The 19,236-nt window shown below is 72.5% G+C and carries 19 protein-coding genes and 3 pseudogenes; 17 read left to right on the forward strand and 5 right to left on the reverse strand.

Annotated features, from left to right (window positions below):
• Window positions 1–126: 126 nt before the first annotated feature.
• From HCN52_RS02650 to HCN52_RS26330, 3 genes and pseudogenes are all read right to left on the reverse strand, one after another.
• Window positions 127–1,038, reverse strand: coding sequence for an NAD kinase (locus HCN52_RS02650; RefSeq protein WP_168086710.1), 912 nt, complete (start codon window positions 1,036–1,038; stop codon window positions 127–129).
• A pseudogene (locus HCN52_RS25140) lies at window positions 1,035–1,727 on the reverse strand (TlyA family RNA methyltransferase); the annotation flags it as partial. The pseudogene HCN52_RS25140 and the gene HCN52_RS02650, both read right to left, overlap by 4 nt.
• A 44-nt stretch (window positions 1,728–1,771) precedes the next feature.
• A pseudogene (locus tag HCN52_RS26330) lies at window positions 1,772–2,266 on the reverse strand (DUF5324 family protein); the annotation flags it as partial.
• A gap of 221 nt (window positions 2,267–2,487) precedes the next feature.
• On the opposite strand from HCN52_RS26330, the gene HCN52_RS02660 reads away from it, so the two are divergent.
• Together HCN52_RS02660 and HCN52_RS02665 are read left to right on the forward strand one after the other, a co-directional pair.
• Window positions 2,488–3,021 (forward strand): peptidylprolyl isomerase, encoded by a 534-nt coding sequence (locus HCN52_RS02660; RefSeq protein ID WP_167974393.1) that lies wholly within the window; start codon window positions 2,488–2,490, stop codon window positions 3,019–3,021.
• Window positions 3,022–3,175: 154 nt separating this feature from the next.
• Window positions 3,176–4,063 (forward strand): rhomboid family intramembrane serine protease, encoded by an 888-nt coding sequence (locus HCN52_RS02665; protein WP_168086711.1) that lies wholly within the window; start codon window positions 3,176–3,178, stop codon window positions 4,061–4,063.
• Between the two features lie 276 nt (window positions 4,064–4,339).
• Here the strand turns inward: HCN52_RS02665 and HCN52_RS26065 are convergent, their stop codons facing one another.
• Window positions 4,340–4,690: a cell division protein CrgA gene (locus tag HCN52_RS26065; RefSeq protein WP_168086712.1), complete on the reverse strand. Its 351-nt coding sequence runs from the start codon at window positions 4,688–4,690 to the stop codon at window positions 4,340–4,342.
• Between the two features lie 153 nt (window positions 4,691–4,843).
• Between HCN52_RS26065 and HCN52_RS02675 the strand changes: the two genes are divergently transcribed.
• The 5 genes and pseudogenes from HCN52_RS02675 to ffh all read left to right on the forward strand — a co-directional run bounded on the left by HCN52_RS02675 (window position 4,844) and on the right by ffh (window position 10,123).
• Window positions 4,844–5,530 carry a DUF881 domain-containing protein gene (locus tag HCN52_RS02675; protein WP_168086746.1) on the forward strand — a complete coding sequence of 229 codons (687 nt, stop codon included), beginning with the start codon at window positions 4,844–4,846 and terminating at the stop codon, window positions 5,528–5,530.
• Between the two features lie 156 nt (window positions 5,531–5,686).
• Window positions 5,687–5,845: a hypothetical protein gene (locus HCN52_RS02680; protein ID WP_168086714.1), complete on the forward strand. Its 159-nt coding sequence runs from the start codon at window positions 5,687–5,689 to the stop codon at window positions 5,843–5,845.
• Window positions 5,846–5,879: 34 nt separating this feature from the next.
• Window positions 5,880–6,572, forward strand: coding sequence for an aminodeoxychorismate/anthranilate synthase component II (locus HCN52_RS02685; protein ID WP_168086716.1), 693 nt, complete (start codon window positions 5,880–5,882; stop codon window positions 6,570–6,572).
• A gap of 118 nt (window positions 6,573–6,690) precedes the next feature.
• Window positions 6,691–8,271 (forward strand): annotated as a pseudogene (locus tag HCN52_RS02690) (ACT domain-containing protein); the annotation flags it as partial.
• A gap of 286 nt (window positions 8,272–8,557) precedes the next feature.
• Window positions 8,558–10,123: a signal recognition particle protein gene (gene ffh, locus HCN52_RS02695; RefSeq protein ID WP_168086718.1), complete on the forward strand. Its 1,566-nt coding sequence runs from the start codon at window positions 8,558–8,560 to the stop codon at window positions 10,121–10,123.
• A 222-nt stretch (window positions 10,124–10,345) separates the two neighbouring features.
• Here ffh and HCN52_RS02700 read toward each other — a convergent pair whose 3' ends face one another.
• Window positions 10,346–11,203: a class I SAM-dependent methyltransferase gene (locus HCN52_RS02700; RefSeq protein WP_245174826.1), complete on the reverse strand. Its 858-nt coding sequence runs from the start codon at window positions 11,201–11,203 to the stop codon at window positions 10,346–10,348.
• A 631-nt stretch (window positions 11,204–11,834) separates the two neighbouring features.
• Here HCN52_RS02700 and HCN52_RS02705 point away from each other — a divergent pair.
• The 10 genes from HCN52_RS02705 (at window position 11,835) to lepB (HCN52_RS02750) (ending at window position 19,228) form a co-directional block, all read left to right on the forward strand.
• Window positions 11,835–12,428 (forward strand): hypothetical protein, encoded by a 594-nt coding sequence (locus HCN52_RS02705; protein WP_168086720.1) that lies wholly within the window; start codon window positions 11,835–11,837, stop codon window positions 12,426–12,428.
• A 512-nt stretch (window positions 12,429–12,940) separates the two neighbouring features.
• Complete coding sequence (gene rpsP / locus HCN52_RS02710) at window positions 12,941–13,360, forward strand: 30S ribosomal protein S16 (protein ID WP_167967846.1); 420 nt, start codon at window positions 12,941–12,943, stop codon at window positions 13,358–13,360.
• Window positions 13,361–13,362: 2 nt separating this feature from the next.
• The gene (locus tag HCN52_RS02715; RefSeq protein WP_130796141.1) at window positions 13,363–13,602 is read left to right on the forward strand and encodes an RNA-binding protein; all 240 of its coding nucleotides are present in this window, start codon (window positions 13,363–13,365) and stop codon (window positions 13,600–13,602) included.
• 165 nt (window positions 13,603–13,767) lie between these two features.
• Window positions 13,768–14,295 carry a ribosome maturation factor RimM gene (rimM, locus tag HCN52_RS02720; protein WP_168086721.1) on the forward strand — a complete coding sequence of 176 codons (528 nt, stop codon included), beginning with the start codon at window positions 13,768–13,770 and terminating at the stop codon, window positions 14,293–14,295.
• Window positions 14,296–14,299: 4 nt separating this feature from the next.
• The gene (gene trmD, locus HCN52_RS02725; RefSeq protein ID WP_168086722.1) at window positions 14,300–15,160 is read left to right on the forward strand and encodes a tRNA (guanosine(37)-N1)-methyltransferase TrmD; all 861 of its coding nucleotides are present in this window, start codon (window positions 14,300–14,302) and stop codon (window positions 15,158–15,160) included.
• A 141-nt stretch (window positions 15,161–15,301) separates the two neighbouring features.
• Window positions 15,302–15,649, forward strand: coding sequence for a 50S ribosomal protein L19 (rplS, locus tag HCN52_RS02730; protein ID WP_168086723.1), 348 nt, complete (start codon window positions 15,302–15,304; stop codon window positions 15,647–15,649).
• Between the two features lie 37 nt (window positions 15,650–15,686).
• Window positions 15,687–16,385, forward strand: coding sequence for a signal peptidase I (lepB, locus tag HCN52_RS02735; protein ID WP_168086724.1), 699 nt, complete (start codon window positions 15,687–15,689; stop codon window positions 16,383–16,385).
• A gap of 160 nt (window positions 16,386–16,545) precedes the next feature.
• Window positions 16,546–17,187: a signal peptidase I gene (gene lepB, locus HCN52_RS25145; protein ID WP_245174827.1), complete on the forward strand. Its 642-nt coding sequence runs from the start codon at window positions 16,546–16,548 to the stop codon at window positions 17,185–17,187.
• 166 nt (window positions 17,188–17,353) lie between these two features.
• Window positions 17,354–18,286 (forward strand): signal peptidase I, encoded by a 933-nt coding sequence (lepB, locus tag HCN52_RS02745; RefSeq protein ID WP_168086725.1) that lies wholly within the window; start codon window positions 17,354–17,356, stop codon window positions 18,284–18,286.
• Between the two features lie 228 nt (window positions 18,287–18,514).
• Window positions 18,515–19,228, forward strand: a complete 714-nt coding sequence (lepB, locus tag HCN52_RS02750; protein ID WP_168086726.1) for a signal peptidase I — start codon at window positions 18,515–18,517, stop codon at window positions 19,226–19,228.
• The last annotated feature ends 8 nt before the right edge of the window (window positions 19,229–19,236 follow it).

The raw sequence follows: 19,236 nt of genomic DNA on the forward strand, positions 1-19,236 counted from the left end.
GCGCGCGGCAGCGCCGCGCCACGGCGGTCGCGACGACCGCGGCGATCCCGGTTTTCACCCGCGCGTGTCGCCGGGCGCCGCCCCCGCGCGGGCCGGTGCGGTCGGGTCACCGGACAGCGGAGGGGTTCAGCGGGAGGCGCCGCGCCAACCGGCCACCGGCAGGGCGAACTTGGCGACGAGCCGGTCGGTGAAGGGCGCCCGGTGCAGGCGGGCGAGGCGCACGGGCAACCGGCCCCGCCGCACCTCGACGCGCGCCCCCGCGGGCAGGTCGAAGCTGCGGCGTCCGTCGCACCACAGCACGCCGTGGGGCGTCCGCGGCTGGACCTCGACCGCCAGGACGGAAGCGGGCGCGGTCACCAGCGGTTTGGCGAAGAGCGCGTGCGCGCTGATGGGGACCATCAGCAGCGCCTCGACCTCGGGCCAGACCACCGGGCCGCCGGCGGAGAAGGCATAGGCAGTGGAACCGGTCGGGGTGGCGCAGACGACACCGTCGCCGCCGAACCGGGAGACGGGCCGGCCGTCGACCTCGGTGACGACCTCCAGCATCCGCTCCCGGGAGACCTTCTCGACCGAGGCCTCGTTGAGCGCCCAGTCGGTGTGCACGGGTCGACCGGCGGCGGTGCCGTCGCTGTAGACGGTCACGTCGATGGTCATGCGCTCCTCGACGTCGTAGTCACGGCGCACGACCCGGCTGACGACCTGGTCGAGGTCGTCGCGTTCGGCCTCGGCGAGGAAGCCGATCCGGCCGAGGTTGACGCCGAGCATCGGGACGCCGGTCGCGTGGGCGAGCTCGGCGCCGCGCAGCAGGGTGCCGTCGCCGCCGAGGACGACGAGGAGTTCGCAGCCGTCGGCGGCCTCGGGCCCGGCGGTGACCCGGTCAACGCCGTCGGGCAGCGGCAGGTCGGGGGCCTCGTCGGCGAGGACGCGGACCCGCAGTCCGTGGGCGACGAGTCCCCGCACGAGCAGCTCGGCGCTGCGGACGGCCGCGGGCCGCCCGGTGTGGGCCAGCAGGAGAACGGCGCGGTCGGTCGTGGTCACTGGGGGCCCTCCGTCACGGCGCGGTCGATGTCGGCCGGGTCCGCCTGGGGCGCACCGGCGCGCAGCCACAGAAAATACTCGACGTTCCCCGAAGGGCCGGGCAGCGGGCTGGCCGTGACGCCGGCGGTGCCCAGCCCGAGCTCCCACCCGCGTGCCGCCACGGCCCGGACGGTGGCGGCACGGACCGCAGGATCGCGCACCACTCCGCCGTCGAGCCGCGAACGGTCCGCCTCGAACTGCGGCTTCACCATGAGCACCAGGTCGGCGTCGGTGGCGGCGCAGCGGGCGAGGGCGGGCAGCACGGTGGTCAGCGCGATGAACGACAGGTCACCGGTGATCAGTTCAGCGGGTCGGTCGTCGAGGTGCGCCGGGGTCAGTTCCCGGACGTTGGTGCGGTCCCGGACGGTGACGCGTGCGTCGTTCCGCAGCGACCAGGCGAGTTGGCCGTAGCCGACGTCGACGGCGACGACGTGGGCGGCGCCGGAGCGCAGCAGCACGTCGGTGAACCCGCCCGTGGACGCGCCCGCGTCCAGCGCGCGGCGGCCAAGGACCCGGAGCCCGGTCGGGGCGAACGCGGCGAGGGCGCCCGCGAGTTTGTGCCCGCCGCGCGAGACGTAGCCGGAGCCCTCGGCGGACTCCCGCACCACCACGGCGGCGCTGGTGGCGACCTGGGTCGCGGGGTTGCCTGCTGGTCCCACCAGCGCCACGCCACGTAGGCGCCACCGGCGATCACACCGGCGACACCGACCCACTTGGTGGTCGTCCAGGCCGCGGCGCGGCGGCGACGGCGCCGGACGGCCTTGCGGACGTCCTTCGCGGAGAGGTCGCCCCGGAGACCGGCGTAGGCGGCGGCGGACCGCGCGGCGGCCTTCTCGGCGGCGGGTCCGGCGGCGGCACGGGCCTGCTCCAGCCGCGGTGCCGCGGCGGCGCGGGCCTTGCGGGCCACGCCGCGGGTGCGGTCGGCGGCACGGCCGGCGGCCTCGTCGACGCCCTCGGGGAGCGACTGGCGGGCCTGCTCCAGCCGCGGGACGACGTGGGAGGCGTAGTTCTCACGGGCGGCGGAGGCCGCCTTGCGGGCACGGGGCTTCAGGTAGGCGCCCGCTTCGTGTGCGTACTGCGACGCGGACTCCCGGGCGGAGGCGGCGTAGGGCCCCACCACGTCCGCCGCGTGACGCGCGGTCTCCCTCGCGTTGTCGCCGGCGGCGCGCACGCGTTCTTTGCGGTTCACGGGACAGACCCTCCTGTCGGTGGTTCGCTGTTGCGGTCATCGTGCGGTCATCCAGCAGTCTCAACAGACGCCTGGCACCGCTGTGCCGCCTGTCCACTCGTACGCAAATCATGCCGGGTGAGACCGGCTCAGGCACGCGAAACGGGCATCCGGGGCACCGCGTGTCGCGCGGGCATGGGAGGATCATGCACGGTCAGCCCAAGGACGACGGAAGGTACAACGTGGCCGAGCAGCTCTTCGCGACCCTGAAGACCAATCATGGCCCCATCGAGGTCCAGCTCTTCCCGAACCACGCGCCGAAGACGGTGAAGAACTTCGTGGAACTCGCGGAGGGCACCCGCAAGTGGACCAACCCGGCCACGGGCGAGCAGGCCGCCACGAAGCTCTACGACGGCACGGTCTTCCACCGTGTCATCAGCGGCTTCATGATCCAGGGCGGCGACCCCCTGGGCAACGGCACCGGCGGTCCCGGCTACGAGTTCGGTGACGAGATCCACCCCGATCTCGCCTTCACCAAGCCGTACCTGCTCGCCATGGCCAACGCCGGCCCGGGCACCAACGGCTCGCAGTTCTTCATCACCGTCGGCGCCACCACCTGGCTCACCGGCAAGCACACCATCTTCGGCGAGGTGACCGACGCCGAGGGCCGCAAGGTCGTCGACGCGATCGCCGGCACGGCGACCGACGCCCGCACCGACCGTCCGCTGCAGGACGTCGTGGTGGAGTCCGTCACCATCGAGCGCCGCGACGGCTGAGTCCGGCACCACCGCCGGCCCCGGTCGCCGGGCGCCGTTCGGGAACCATCCGGCCCCCTGATCCGTAGGATTCAGGGGGCCGGCGTGTGCCCGGCTCCCCGCGGGGAAGACCCCTCAGGGCCGCGCCGCGCGGCCACGGCGGCGAGAGGACACCATGACGCAGCACGAGCGGCAGCCCGGCCTGAGCGCCTGCTTCCGCCACCCGGAGCGGGACACCGGCATCCACTGCACCCGCTGCGAACGGCCGATCTGTCCGGACTGCATGATCGACGCGGCGGTCGGCTACCAGTGCCCCGAGTGCGTCCGGCAGGGAGCCGCCGAGCAGGCGGCCACCCAGCCGCGCACGATCGCCGGGGGGCGGCTGCGCACCGACACCAGGCTGGTCACGCTGTGCCTGATCGGTGTCAACCTCGCCGTCTTCGTCGGGCTCAAGGCGAGCGAGTACCTGGGCGGCGGCGAGTTCGGCCTGATCCGCGACTTCGCGATGCTCGGGTACGCCTGGGCGCCCGGGTCGCCGGAGCTCATGGGTGTCGCGACCGGCGAGTGGTACCGGCTGCTGACCTCGGCCTTCATGCACCAGGCGATCTTCCACATCGCCTTCAACATGTTCGCGCTCTGGTTCCTCGGGCCGAACCTGGAGGCGGCGCTCGGCCGCGGACGGTTCCTGGCGCTGTACCTGATCTCGGCGCTGGCCGGCTCCACGGCCTCGTTCGCGCTGGCGGCGCAGAACCAGTTCTCGCTGGGTGCCTCAGGCGCGGTCTTCGGACTCTTCGGAGCGCTGGCCGTGCTGCTGCGCAAGCTGCGCTACGACATGCGGCCGGTCCTGGTGCTGCTCGCCGTCAACCTGGTGATCACCTTCCTGCCGGGGCTGAACATCGCCTGGCAGGCGCACCTCGGCGGGTTGGTGGCGGGTGCCGCGATCGCCTACGGGATGGTGCACGCGCCGCGACGCAACCGGACCGCGTACCAGGTGGGCGTCTGCGTCCTGGTGCTGCTGGTGCTGGTCGGCGTATGCGTGGCGCGCACCCTCCAGCTGACCTGACGGCCGCGCGGCGCGGCGGCTCGTGCGGCGGTGCCCGGGGACGAGCACGACGCGCGGCGCGACCTGCGGTCACCACCCTGGGGTACCTGGTTATCCACAGCCGGTGCGCGATTCGTCAACTCCTGTGGACACACCCCCCGAACCTGCGTTCGAGTGACATTTCCGCAGGCGAACACGGGTGCGGCGCCGCACTGGCGGCGCCGCGACCTCCCTGCTACCGCCGAGTTATCCACAGCTTTTGTGATCTTCGATCATCCTGTGGATAACTCGGCGCCGTTATTTCCACTGCGTGGAAACCACGAAGCCGGCGCCGATGAAGCCGAACCCGACGACGATGTTCCAGGCACCGATCGCACCGATCGGCAGATCGCCCTCGGCGACGTAGTAGACGACGATCCACAGCAGACCGATGACGAACAGCGCCAGCATCAGCGGCGCCACCCAGCGGCGCACACCGCCACCGGTCCGCATGTCGATCTTCTGCGGCTTCTTCCGATCGACCTTCTGGTCGCTCTTGTCGCCCTTGTCGCCCTTGGCGTCACCCGCGAGCTTCCGCTCGCCGATCTGCTGCTTCTCGGGCTTCGCGGCGGAGCCGTCCTTCTTCTTCCGGATCCGGGACTTCGGCACGAGAGCCTCTCCTGTCTACGCGCTGCGGTCACACAGCAGAACACGGTGCGGGATGTTCGGATAGCGTAGTGCGTGAAGTGTCGATGAAGGGAGCAGGGTGCGGTGGGGGACTTCCGCTTCCGCCCGGCGCGGTTGGGCACCATCGGTGTCTTCATGCTGGCCGGACTGATCTTCTGGACCAGTTTCAGCGTCTCCGGCGGCTCCAACATCCGCACGGACGACTCGCTGCTCCAGATGTCGGACCTCATACGCGACCGCGGCCGCGAGAACGCGCGACTGGAGGCGACCGCCGCCCAGCTCCGCACCGAGGTGCAGCAGCTGCGTGAACGCGACGCGGGCGCCGACCCCGCCGGCTCCGAGCGGCTCGCCGCGCAGGAGGCCGAGGCCGGGCTGGAGGAGATCACCGGCGACGGCCTCACCGTCACCCTCACCGACGCGCCCCCGGACGCCGTGCCGCTGCTCCCGGACGTCCGCGACCCCCGCCCCGACGACCTGGTCATCCACCAGCAGGACCTCCAGGCCGTCGTCAACGCCCTGTGGGCCGGCGGCGCCGAGGGGATCCAGGTCATGGACCAGCGGCTGATCTCCACCAGCGCCGTGCGGTGCGTCGGCAACACCCTGATCCTCCAGGGGCAGCTCTACTCCCCGCCGTACGTCGTCACCGCCGTCGGCGACACCGACCGGCTCCGCGAGGCGCTGGACACCTCCCCCGCGATCGAGCTGTACCAGCTGTACGTCGAGGCGTACGGGCTCGGTTGGCAGGTCGACCAGCGCTCCGCCGTCACCCTCCCCGGCTACACCGGATCGACCGAGCTGCAGCACGCCACCCCCGTGGAGTGACCGCGCCCGGCCGGATCGCGCCCCAAAACCGCGATGCCGACCGGCGGCCCGGCACCGCGTCGTACGCTTGGGCTCGCACGGCCACGCGCAGCGGCCGGCGGGGCGGCCCGCGGCAGGGCCACGCGCCCGAGGAAGACAGAGAGGGAACCCTCCACCATGTACGGCTGGATCTGGCGGCACCTGCCGGGCAACACCCTGGTGCGGTCCCTGATCTCACTGGTCCTGATCGTCGGCGCGGTCTACCTGCTCTTCACCGTCGTCTTCCCCTGGGCCGAACCGCTGCTGCCGTTCAACGACGTCACCGTCGAGGGATGACGACCGAGGAACAGGAATGAGGAACACTCCGACTATGGCTCCCCGCGTGCTGGTCGTCGACAACTACGACAGCTTCGTCTACAACCTGGTCCAGTACCTCTACCAACTCGGTGCCGAGTGCGAGGTGCTGCGCAACGACGCGGTACGGCCCGAGCACGTGGCGGAGGGCGGCTTCGACGGGGTGCTGCTCTCCCCCGGCCCGGGCGCCCCCGAACAGGCCGGTGTCTGCGTGGAGATGGTGCGGCACTGCGCCGCGACCGGGGTGCCGGTCTTCGGAGTCTGCCTCGGTCTCCAGGCGATGGCCGTCGCATACGGCGGCGTGGTGGACCGTGCGCCCGAACTGCTCCACGGCAAGACCTCACCGGTGCTGCACTCCGGGAGCGGGGTCTTCGCCGGGCTGCCGTCCCCGCTGACGGTCACCCGCTACCACTCACTGGCCGTCGTGGAGGGCACCGTGCCCGCCGAGTTCGAGGTCACGGCCCGCACCGAGCGCGCCGACGGCACCCCCGGCGTCGTCATGGGGCTGCGTCACCGCACGCTCGCCGTCGAGGGCGTGCAGTTCCACCCGGAGTCGGTGCTGACCGAGGGCGGCCACCGCATGCTCGCCAACTGGCTCGCGGTCTGCGGTGACACCGACGCACCGGCCCGCTCCGCAGGGCTCGCCCCCGTGGTGGGGCGCCCCGGCCACCGGTCCGCCGACCGTCCGGGCGACCGGACCGCGGCGTGACCGGCCGACGGCGGGGGGCGGCGTGACCGGGGGCCCGCGATGACCGCGGCGGGCCACGGCGACGGCGGCGGCTGGGAACCACCGGCGGCCACGCCGGTCCCCGACGACTACGCGGCGGCCATCGGCGCCCTCGACGACCCGCTCACCGACCCCCTTCCCGGCTCGTACGGCACGGGACGGGGCACACCGCCGCCCGCTCGCACGGACGGCGCGGCCCGACCGGGACCCGGTGCTCCCGCTCCGTGCCGCGGCGGCGGCCGCGCGGGCCGGGCTGCCGCTCGCGCTCCCGTCGCTCCGGCGGCTCGCCGGGACCGACGCGCCGCTGCCGGTCCCGTGGCCCGCCGAGGCGCGGGAGGAGTTCGTCACCCTCCTCGGCGCGGGGCGGGGCCTCCTGCCGGTGTGGGAGGCGATGACCGCGGTCGGTCTCGTCACCCGGCTGCTGCCCGACTGGGAGAGGGTGCACTGTCGGCCGCAGCGCAACCCGGTCCACCGGTGGACCGTGGACCGGCACCTCGTCGAGACGGCCGTGCACGCCGCCGGCCTCACGCGCACCGTGCACCGCCCCGACCTCCTGCTCGTCGCGGCGCTGCTGCACGACATCGGCAAGGGATGGCCGGGGGACCACAGCGTCGTCGGCGAGACCATCGCCCGCGACACGGCGACCCGCCTCGGCTTCGGACCGGAGGACACCGCGGTGCTCGCCGCGCTGGTACGGCACCACCTGCTGCTCGTCGACACCGCCACCCGGCGCGACCTCGATGACCCGGTCACCGTCCGCGGCGTGGCGGACGCGGTGGGGAGCGTGAGCACCCTCGAACTGCTCCATGCGCTGACCCGGTCGGACGCCCTCGCCACGGGACCGGCGGCCTGGTCCCGGTGGCGCGCCTCCCTCGTGGACGAGCTCGTCACCCGGGTCCGGGCCGAGCTGGACGACGCGTCGCCGGTGTCGGGTGACCCGGCGCCGTGGCCCCCGGACCTGACGGGCGAGGCCGAGCAGCTGGCGCGGTCGGCGGTCGCCCAGGCCGCTCCGGTGCTCCTCCTGTCCGGACAGGAAGCGGCGCCGCGGTCCGGAACGCCCGACGGGTCCGCCGAACGGGGCGACCCGGACGACACGGCGCACGGCGAAGCCGAGCCCGTGGGCGTCGCCCTGACGGTGGCGCTGCCCGACCGCCCCGGGGCGCTGCCGGCGGTCGCGGGCGTGCTTGCCCTTCACCGCCTCACGGTGCGGTCCGCCACCCTCCGCGCCCTGGCCCTCGGCGAGGGGCGGACCGCACTGCTCATGCAGTGGCGCGTCGCGGCCGTGTACGGGGCTCTCCCCGAGGTCGACCGGCTGCGCGCGGATGTCCAGCGTGCGCTGGACGGCTCGTTGGATGTGGCGGAACGCCTGGCGGAGCGCGAGCGCGCTACCCGTCCCCGGCGCCGTCGCTACCCGCAGCAGCCCCCGCCCCGGGTCGAGATCGTTTCTGCGGGAAGCCGCGCCACCGTGCTCGAGGTGCGTGCCCCCGACGCCCCCGGCCTGCTGTACCGCATCGGCGACGCACTGGAGGGCCGGGGGGTGCGGGTGCGGAGTGCCCACGTCGCCACGCTGGGCGCCGACGCGGTCGACTCCTTCTACCTGACCGACACGGCGGACCGCCCCCTCACCGTTGAGGCGGGGGCGGAGGTGGTGGCGAGCCTGGAGGCGGCGTTGCGGAGCTGACCGCGCCTCCCGACTCCCGTCCGTGCAGGCTGTGCCCCCGGTTCCGGAGAACCGTCGTCCGCCCCGCCGCTCGGGGGCCGGCGCGTCGTCTGCCCCCGAGCGCTCCGGCGACGGGCGAACGCCCTCGAGGGCCCGGGAAGTCCCGCCGTGCGGCGAACGCCCCCTGCCCCGCGCCCGCCGCGCTCCGTACCCCGCCCCGTCGCCCGCTCGTGACCGTCCCGCGGCGCGGGCGGATACCCTTGGTGGCGTCAGAGCCAACCCCCCGACTTCGAGGACCCGCGACGCCGTGTTCGACACTCTTTCCGATCGTCTCAGTGCGACGTTCAAGAACCTCCGAGGCCGGGGCCGCCTGTCCGAGGCCGACATCGAGGCCACGGCCCGCGAGATTCGCATCGCGCTGCTGGAGGCGGACGTCGCGCTGCCGGTGGTGCGCGCCTTCATCAAGCAGGTCAAGGAACGAGCCGCCGGCTCCGAGGTGTCCAAGGCGCTCAACCCCGCCCAGCAGGTCATCAAGATCGTCAACGAGGAGCTCGTGGGCATCCTCGGTGGCGAGACGCGTCGTCTGAGGTTCGCCAAGAACCCGCCGACCGTGATCATGCTGGCGGGCCTCCAGGGCGCGGGAAAGACGACCCTCGCCGGCAAGCTCGCGAAATGGCTGCGGGGCCAGGGCCACAGCCCGCTGCTGGTCGCCTGCGACCTGCAGCGCCCCAACGCCGTGAACCAGCTCGGCGTGGTCGCCGAACGCGCCGGAGTCGCCGTCTTCGCGCCGGAGCCGGGCAACGGAGTCGGGGACCCGGTCGCTGTCGCACGCGACTCCGTCGCCTTCGCGCGGGACAAGCAGTACGACGTCGTGATCGTCGACACCGCGGGGCGGCTCGGAATCGACGCCGAGCTGATGCAGCAGGCGGCCGACATCCGTGACGCCGTCAGCCCCGACGAGGTGCTGTTCGTCGTCGACGCCATGATCGGTCAGGACGCCGTCACCACTGCCGAGGCCTTCCGGGACGGCGTCGGCTTCGACGGCGTGGTGCTCTCCAAGCTCGACGGTGACGCTCGAGGCGGCGCGGCCCTCTCGGTCGCACACATCACGGGCCGGCAGATCATGTTCGCCTCGAACGGGGAGGGGCTCGACGACTTCGACGCCTTCCACCCGGACCGTATGGCGTCCCGCATCCTGGGCATGGGCGATGTCCTCAGCCTCATCGAGAAGGCCGAGCAGACCTTCAGCCAGCAGGAGGCGGAGAAGCTCGCCGAGAAGCTGTCGAAGGGCCCCAAGCAGTTCACGCTGGACGACTTCCTCGCCCAGATGGAGCAGGTCCGCAAGATGGGCTCCATCTCGAAACTGCTCGGCATGATGCCCGGCATGGGGCAGATGCGGGACCAGATCAACAACCTCGACGAGCGGGACGTCGACCGTACCGCGGCGATCATCAAGTCGATGACGCCTGCCGAGCGCGAGGATCCCAAGATCATCAATGGGTCGCGGCGTGCACGTATCGCGCGGGGCTCGGGCGTCGACGTCAGCGCCGTCAAGAACCTCGTCGAGCGCTTCTTCGAGGCGCGCAAGATGATGTCCAAGATGGCGCAGGGCGGGGGCATGCCGGGGATGCCCGGCATGCCGGGGATGCCGGGCATGGGGGGCGGCGCCGGCAAGAAGCGCGGCAAGCAGCCCCCGAAGAAGGCCAAGGGCAAGCGCCGCAGTGGCAACCCCATGAAGCGCAAGGCGGACGAGCAGGCCGCCGCCGAGCGCAAGGCCGGTAGCGGTTCCTTCGGCCTTCCCGGCGCCGGGCAGGACGCGGGGGACTTCGAGCTTCCCAGGGAGTTCCGGGACATGCTTCCCCCCGAGAAGTAGGCGGGGCGACGGGCCGTCCGGGCGTGCGGAGCGCGAGCTGCCCGGGCGGCCGGTCCCGCGCCCCGTCGGGCGGTGGTCGGCCCGCCGGTGTCGCCGTACGCGTCGGCGCCCCGTGCGCGGACCCGACTCGGAGCGGTCGTCGGCCCCGGTCCTCGTGACCTCGGCCGGCGGCATCGACGCGCACGGGGCCGCATCGGCGCGTGGGGTGGCCGGCGGCGCTCCTCAGACCTTCGCCACCACGTAGGGAAGCGGGTTGGGGAGCCAGACGGTGCCGTCCTCGCGCACGCACGGGCGGATGGCCTCCACCAGTTCCTTGACCACCTGATCCGCGCCCGCAGTGTTGATGGCCGCATCGAACGCACCTGACGCGAGCAGGCCGCGCAGCGCCCCGTCGAGGCCCGGGTAGCCGAACGGGCAGTTGGCAACGCCGATCCGCGGGCCCCGCAGCCCCGCAGCCTTCACGACAGCCAGCAGCCACCGTTCCTCCAACTCGCGGCGGCCGTCCTCCGTGACCGTCGCCCCGAACGGGGCGGCCGGCGACGGGTCCGCGAGCGGGCCCGTCTCGTCGCCCCGCCCCGCGAGGTGGGCCGTGATGGTGGCAGCGAAGGCGCCGGGATCCCCGGCTCCCGCCACCACCACGCTGCTCCCCGGCGCGGCCCATGCGCTCGCGCGGCGCAGTACCTCGGGGTCCGGGGCACCACCGAACGCGGTGATCAGCGTGAACGGTGCCGCCCCTGCTTCCGGCAACAGCTCCGGGGCGAGGTGCGCGGGCCAGCGACGCCCGCCCTGTTCAGGCGCCGGGAGGAGGCGCTGCCGAGCCATCCCCAGCAGGTCGGCGTCGGAGTCGGTGCCGGTGACCTCGGCCCCCAGCGACGCGGCGCGGAGCAGGGCGAGCCCCGAACCGCAGCCCAGCCCCAGCAGGCGTGTTCCGGGGCCGACACCGACATCCCGGTACACCGAGTCGTAGAGCGGGACGAACATCCGCTCCTGGATCTCCGCCCAGTCGCGCGCCCGGGTCGTCGGGCTGCCGCCACGTCGGTCGACACGGCGGGAGTCGTGGTGAGTCAGCGTGGGTGTCAAGACCGAGCCCCAATCGACGGGTGTGCGGCGGCCGTCGGCCGATGAATGTCCCCTCGTCCTGTATGACAGAAAACTCCGCTCGGCTCCTGTCGTCCAGATGCGGCCAGGGCCCACAACCGGCCCTCCCGGGAGCACGGTGGCTCGCCGGAACCGGCTCGCGGAGGGGCGCGACGCAGGAGCCCTCCCCGGTGCTTCCGAGGAGTCGCGGACGGCGTGCACCCGCCCGTGACGCGTGCCACGAAAGGGGGAGCGCCCCCGTCCGACCGGGGGTGGCGCTCCGCGGCCAGGTCCCGGCGGCCGCGTTCCGGCGCCTACGCCCGCCCAGGGGCGGCGGGGCACCGGTGGCGTGGCATCGAGGGCCATCGAATGCGCCGAACGAGTGACCAGAGGTGCCCGCGGAGAGGGTGCGTGGTGCCTGATCGTGTCGGCCACCGTGCACTCCGAGCCCGGAGCGCGGCGGAGCCGCCCCGTGGGCGGCCCCGCGCGGGGTGTCCGACCTGCGGTTCACCCACTCCGCGAGGTGCAGCGTTCGGCCGGTCGTCGGGTCCATCCGCCGCCGAGGCCACGGTGCGGATTCGGAGAGTTGGCCGGGAATCGGAACACCTTGGTGGGCTTGCTCGTTAGTCCCGACGTGAGCACGACACCACCAGTTCTCGCCGCCGAGTTGGCGCTCGCGTGGGCCGATATCCAGCGGCACCACCCGGAGCTCCCCAACCTGGCAGCGCCCGAATCCCTGATCGGGGAGTCCTCGTCCGCCTGCGGATCGGAGCTCTCCTTCGAACGCCTTCTGCACGAGGCCGTGCACGGAATCGCCGCCGCCCGCGGCGTTCGCGACACCTCGCGCGCCGGCCGCTACCACAACCGTCGTTTCCTGTCCGTGGCCGAGGAGCTCGGCCTCACCCATGCACACGATCCGCATCCCAGCAGTGGCTTCTCCGTGGTCGCCATGACCACGGAGACCCGGCGCCGTTACCGGGCGACCGCGGAGCGGCTCCACCGGGCGCTTTCCGCCCACTCCGCCGCGACCTCGGGGGAGACCACCCGAAGTTTCCGCGGTCCGGCTGCTCGGCACGGCTCGTCCGGCGGTGGGGTCAGAGTCAAGGCCGTCTGCGACTGCGGCCGCAACGTCCGCGTCGTACCGTCGGTGCTGGCCCAGGCCCCGATCGTCTGCGGCGCCTGCGGCAAGCCTTTCCGCATCGCGGGGACGGTCGTCGCCGCTGCGTGAGCGACCCGCTCCCGGCTGCTCGACCTCAGCTCATTCCGCCCGCCCCACGTAGCGCGGAGCCGACGGTCCCATGGCCCCAGCCTGCCGGTGCTCCAGCCCGCCGGCAGGCCCAGCCGCGCCCCACGCGCCCACGCGCCCGGGTGCCCCTGGCCGGCACCGCGGGCGGCCACCCCGCCGTGGCACGCCGCTGTTTCCCTCGCTCGGCACGCGCCCGTTCCGCTCCCGCGCAGCCCGGCCCTGATCCCGCCGACCGCGTCCCGCCCCGGTACCGGTCGGCAGTCGCTCTCCCCGCCCCTCCCGATGCCGGGTTCCGAGGGTTCCTTGCAGCCGACCGGGGGCAGTCCTCCTGGCGCACGATGCGCACAGCGGGTGTGGCAGAATGGCCAGCTGAACTCGCCGGGCGAGTAGGAACCCTCTCGCCTCCGTCCGGCGCGTCCTCGGGTGGGCCTCGCCCGCAACCCCACGCGGCCCGACGGCGCACCCACCTCAATCACACAGGAGACACCACAGCTGTGGCAGTCAAGATCAAGCTGAAGCGCCTGGGCAAGATCCGGTCGCCTCACTACCGCATCATCGTCGCCGACTCCCGCACCCGCCGTGACGGCCGTGCGATCGAGGAGATCGGTCTGTACCACCCGGTGCAGAACCCCTCCCGGATCGAGGTCGACAGCGAGCGCGCGCAGTACTGGCTCGGTGTCGGTGCTCAGCCGACCGAGCCCGTCCTTGCCATCCTGAAGGTCACCGGCGACTGGCAGAAGTTCAAGGGCCTGCCCGCGCCGGAGCCGATGAAGGTCGCCGAGCCGAAGTCCGAGCAGGGCTACGCGTTCGAGGCCGCAGGGTCGGACGAGCCCAAGGGCGAGGCCATCACCCAGAAGGCGAAGAAGTCGGACAAGAAGGCCGACGAGGCCGCGGCCGAGCCGGCCGAGGCCTGAGGATGCTCGAGGAGGCCCTCGAGCACCTGGTGAAGGGCATCGTCGAACATCCCGACGAGGTCCAGGTCGCCTCACGCAACCAGCGTCGTGGACAGGTGCTCGAGGTCCGGGTTCACCCGGATGACCTCGGCAAGGTGATCGGCCGCAACGGTCGCACCGCCCGTTCACTGCGGACGGTCGTGGGCGCGCTCGGCGGTCGCGGCATCCGCGTCGACCTGGTCGACGTGGACGAGGTCCGCTGACATCTCGCGTACCGGCACGGGCCGGGGACGGCATGAGCCGTCCCCGGCCCGTGCCGCGTTCCCACGCCCCTGACTGCGGTCGTGTCAGCCGGAGATCCGCATGGCGCGGCACCGGCCCCTCGATCCGCACGGGGCGCGCACCGTGCACAGAAAGGAACCACTGCAGTGCAGCTAGTCGTCGCCCGTATCGGACGGGCCCACGGCATCAAGGGAGACCTGACCGTGGAGGTCCGCACCGACGAACCCGAACTGCGTCTCGGGCCGGGCGCGGTGCTGATGACGGACCCGCCCGAGCGGGGCCCGCTCACGGTCGAGACGGGCCGCGTCCACAGCGGCCGGCTGCTGCTGCACTTCGAGGGCGTGCACGACCGCACCGCTGCCGAGGAGCTCCGGAACACGCTTCTCATCGCCGAGGTGGACCCGGAGGAGCGGCCGGAGGACCCCGAGGAGTTCTACGACCACCAGCTGGTCGACCTCGACGTCGTCACCGCGGACGGCGCCGCGGTCGGCAGGGTGACGGAGGTCGCGCACCTGCCGTCCCAGGATCTGCTCGTCGTCGAGCGCCCGGACGGCAGCGAGGTCATGATTCCGTTCGTCGCGGAGTTCGTGCCCGAGATCGACATGGAGCGTCAGCGGGCCGTCGTCACGCCGCCCCCGGGGCTCCTGGACCCCGACGTGGCCGAGGAGGGCTGACGTCATGCGGGTCGACGTCATCACGATCTTCCCCGAGTACCTGTCGCCGCTGGACGTGTCGCTCGTCGGCAAGGCCCGGCGCAGTGGGCTCCTCGACGTGCGCGTGCACGACCTGCGGCAGTGGGCGCACGACCGCCACCGCACCGTGGACGACACTCCTTACGGCGGCGGTCCCGGCATGGTGATGAAGCCGGAGCCGTGGGGCGAGGCGCTGGACGAGATCATCGGCGGGTGCGGGGCGGAAGGAGCTCCCGACGCGGGGGTGCCGGACGCCGAGCCGTCGGCTGTTGCCCGCCCCGTGCTCGTGGTGCCGACCCCGAGCGGCACTCCGTTCACGCAGCGCGTGGCCGCGGAGCTCTCCACCGCCCCGTGGCTGGTGTTCACGCCCGCACGCTACGAGGGAATCGACCGGCGCGTCATCGACGCCTACGCGGAGCGCGTGGAGGTGCGCGAGCTCTCCGTCGGTGACTACGTACTGGCCGGTGGCGAGGCCCCTGTCCTGGTGATGGTGGAAGCGGTGGCCCGGCTGCTCCCCGGCGTGCTCGGGAACGCCGAGTCCCACCGCGACGACTCCTTCGCCGACGGCGCCATGGCCTCGCTTCTCGAGGGCCCGGTCTACACCAAGCCGCTCGACTGGCGCGGCCGCGAGGTTCCCGAGGTTCTCCTCAGCGGGCATCACGGGCGGATCGCCCGCTGGCGCAGGGACGAGGCGCTGCGCCGCACCGCGCGGAACCGTCCGGAGCTGCTCCGAGCGACGGACCCGACCACGACCGACCGCGCCGATCGCGCGACCCTTGCCGAGCTCGGGTGGGAGCCCGGGCCCGACGGCCGATTTGGGCCAACCGAACCCGACGTGGAAGAATGAGCCGCTGCCGTCCGCCGGCGTGTGACCCTGCCACAGGGGGAACGACACCGCGGCGACGGCCGAGGCGCCCCCGGCGCTCCCTCCACCCGTCACCATGATTCCGCCGCTGACCTGTGGCATCGGCGAAGAGAGCAGTAGAGCATGAACCTTCTGGACAGCGTCGACTCCGCATCGCTGCGCAGCGACATCCCGGCCTTCCGTCCGGGCGACACCGTCAACGTGCACGTGCGAGTCATCGAGGGCAGCCGCTCCCGTGTGCAGCAGTTCAAGGGCGTCGTCATCCGTCGCCAGGGCTCCGGTGTCCGTGAGACCTTCACCGTCCGCAAGGTCAGCTTCGGCGTCGGCGTGGAGCGCACCTTCCCGGTGCACACCCCGGTCGTCGAGAAGATCGAGCTGGTGACCCGCGGCGACGTGCGCCGCGCCAAGCTGTACTACCTCCGTGAGCTGCGCGGCAAGGCCGCCAAGATCAAGGAGAAGCGCGACAACTGAGCGCCGTTCGTTCGAGCGGTGCGGTTACGATCTCGACGTGACCGACTCCGACGCAGCGCCCCAGGAGCGCGACCCCTCTCCCTCCTCCCCGGAGGACGGCGAGAGGCGGTCGCGCTCCTGGCGTGTGTGGGGCGCCTGCTTCCTGGCGCTGGTCTCGGGTTTCGCTCTGACCAGTGCCTTCGTGATGCAGGCGTTCCTCATCCCCAGCGGCTCCATGGAGAACACCCTCCGAGTGGGTGACCGGGTCGTCGTGAACAAGCTTGCCTATCGCTTTGGCGACATTCGGCGGGGCGATATCGTGGTGTTCGACGGAACGGGTTCGTTCGTTCACGGTACGTCCGAACCCGGCCCCGTGGTGCGCGCCGCCCGCTCGGCGGGCGCGTACCTGGGACTGGCCTCGTCCGGGGACACCGACTACATCAAGCGGGTGATCGGGATCGGCGGGGATCGAGTCGTCTGCTGTGACGACGACGGGCGGATCACGGTGAACGGCGACCCTGTGCGCGAACCGTACCTGTACCCCGGGGACGAGCCGTCGGGTGTCGGGTTCGACGTGGCGGTGCCGGCCGGTCGGCTGTGGGTGCTGGGCGACCACCGGTCCGACTCCAGCGACTCCCGCGACCACCTCGGTTCTCCCGGCGGCGGCATGGTGCCCGAGGAGCGGGTGATCGGCCGGGCCGAGGCGGTTGTCTGGCCCCCGGCCCGCACCGGAGGGCTGCGGCAGGCCGATGGGTAGCCGCGGGCGTCCGCGCGGCACACCACCGTCACGCGTCCAGCCGGAACCGGGCACCGGGGGTCTGCCACCCAACCGCCTCGGCGGAGGCAGGGCCGCCCGCAGGCGAGTCGCACGGCGCATCAGACGGCGGCGGAGGCTGCGCGCGACCCGCGAGATACCGATGCTCGTCGGGATAGCGCTCGGGATAGCTCTGCTCATCAAGACGTTCCTGGTACAGGCCTTCGTCATTCCCTCCGGCTCGATGGAGCCGACGATCCAGGTCGACGACCGGGTGCTCGTCAACAAGTTCACGCCCTGGTTCGGGTGGGAGCCCGACCGCGGCGACGTGGTGGTTTTCAAGGACCCCGGCGGCTGGCTGGAGACGGAGAGCGGACCGCCCCGCGCCGGCGACCCCCCTGTCATCGGCGAGCTCAAGACCGCTCTCAGCTGGATCGGTCTGTTGCCCAAGGAGGACGAGGACCTGATCAAGCGCGTGGTCGGGGTGGGCGGGGACTCCGTCGTCTGCTGCGACGAGGCGGGCAGCGTCACGGTCAACGGCGTGCCGGTGGCGGAGCCGTACGTGCATGCCGGCAATGAGCCGTCGACCATACCGTTCGACGTGACGGTGCCTCAGGACCATGTCTTCGTCATGGGGGACCACCGGTCGAACTCGGCGGACTCGCGGTTCCACCTCGATGGCCCGGCAGGGGGCTCGGTGCCTGTCGATCTGGTGGTCGGCAGGGCAGGGGTCATCGCCTGGCCGTATGCTCACTGGGGTCGTCTCGGCGGTTCGGGGGTGTTCGACACGGTGCCCGAGCCGTAGCCGGTCGCCGCACGGCGCAGTCGTTGCGGCACCGTGCGGCCGGGGCAGAAAGAAAAGACAGAACTCCCGACCCCTGCGGAACTCCCGCTCGTTATGGGAGTGAACCTGTGAGCCTGTTCCGTCCCTCGGGCAGGTCGCCGAGCGCTGAGGAGTCGATGTGGGGGATGTGGCAGTCGGAGCACGGTCCGGGGGCGCCGACGGACCGGAGCGGCGTCCGGCTACGGGAGATCCCGAGCCGAACGCGCACGGGGCCGACGAGAGCGGTGAGATGGACGGTCGAACACCTGAACCAGCCGAGCCCGGCGAGGGCGAGGACGGCGGCCGGGAAGGGCGCGGACGGACGAAGAACCGTTCGTTCTGGAAGGAACTGCCGATCCTCATCGGCGTCGCCCTCGTGCTGGCTCTGCTGATCAAGACCTTCCTCCTGCAGGCCTTCTCCATCCCCTCGGACTCGATGCAGAACACCCTGCAGCGGGGGGACCGGGTACTCGTCGACAAGTTGACCCCCTGGTTCGGCGCGACGCCCGACCGCGGCGAGGTCATCGTCTTCCGTGATCCGGGCGGGTGGCTTCCGCCCCCCGCCGACGAGGGCGGCTTCTGGCCGGCGGTGCAGGAAGGGCTGAGTCAGATCGGTCTCATGCCGTCCGCCGAGGACCAGAACCTCATCAAGCGCGTCATCGCCGTCGGTGGGGACACGGTGGAGTGCCAGGAGGGCGGTCCTGTGACCGTCAACGGCGTGGCGGTCCAGGAGACGGATTTCATCTTCCCCGGTAACACGGCGTGCGACGACCGGCCGTTCGGCCCGATCGACATCCCGGAAGGACGCCTGTGGGTCATGGGTGACCACCGGCAGGACTCCCAGGACTCGCGTTTCCACATGAACGGTCCCGGCGGCGGCACCGTCTCCGAGGACAGCGTGGTCGGCCGGGCCGTCGTCGTGGCCTGGCCGATCAACCGGTGGTCGGTTCTGTCCGTCCCCTCGGGCTACTCTTCCCTGGACAACGCGATGGCCGTGGCGGCACCGGGCGCCCTGGGGCTGGCCGGCGCCGTCCCTCTGGTGCTGCTTCGGCGTCACCTCACAGCCGCCGCGCGCCGCTGACCCTCCCGGCGAACACCGACGGCTCTGCCGACGTGCCGGTGGCCGTCGTGCGCGCGGGCGGGGTTCGCCGCGCAGCGGGCCCGGCGTTCGACGGATCGCCGGTGCGCCATCTCGGGCGCCGGCTGTCGTTCCGACACAGGCGGTGCGGGGCCGGGGCGGGCGGCGGGAGCGGTTCCCGCGCCCGCTGGGTAGGGTCACGGTTCCGAGGTAGGGAAGTGGGAGGACGTCATGAGCGCAGCACGTCGCGGTCGAGGACGCCTCGGGCGCCTGCTCGCCAACCTCATCGTGGCCGTGGGGTGTGTTCTCTTTCTCGGGGGCTTCGTGATGGCGGCCTTCCTCTACCAGCCCTACCTCGTGCCCACCGACTCGATGGCCCCGACCGTCTCGGCGGACGACCGGGTGGTCGCGCAGCGGATCGACGGCCACGAGGTGCGCCGTGGCGACATCGTTGTCTTCAGGGACACCGCCTGGAGCGAACTGCCGATGGTGAAGCGGGTCGTCGGGGTGGGCGGCGACCACGTGACCTGCTGTGACGACCGCGGCCTGCTGCAGGTCAACGGGGCGCCCGTGCCCGAGCCCTACCGGACCGGCGGGGGCCCCGCCTCCCGTCATGACTTCGACGCGCGGGTCCCCGAAGGGGAGCTCTTCCTGCTGGGGGACGAGCGGCTGGACTCGGTCGACTCCCGGTCGCTGCTGGCCGAGGGCGGGACCGGCACGGTCAGCACGGACGCCGTGGTGGCCCGCGTCGAGGCGGTGGCGTGGCCGCCCGGTCGGGCGGGCCTGATCTCACGGCCCGGGTCGTTCGCGGAGCTCCCCGGCGGAGTTTCGGACCCCGGTCCGCTCAGGTTGCTCGTGACGTCGACCGTCGTCGGGGCCGTCCTGATCATGGTGGGTTCGACCACGGGCGCGATTACCGCGCGTGTCGCGCGCCGGAAGGCGTAACGTTCACT

This window comes from Streptomyces bohaiensis (assembly GCF_012033785.1).
In the GTDB taxonomy this organism is placed as follows: domain Bacteria; phylum Actinomycetota; class Actinomycetes; order Streptomycetales; family Streptomycetaceae; genus Streptomyces; species Streptomyces bohaiensis.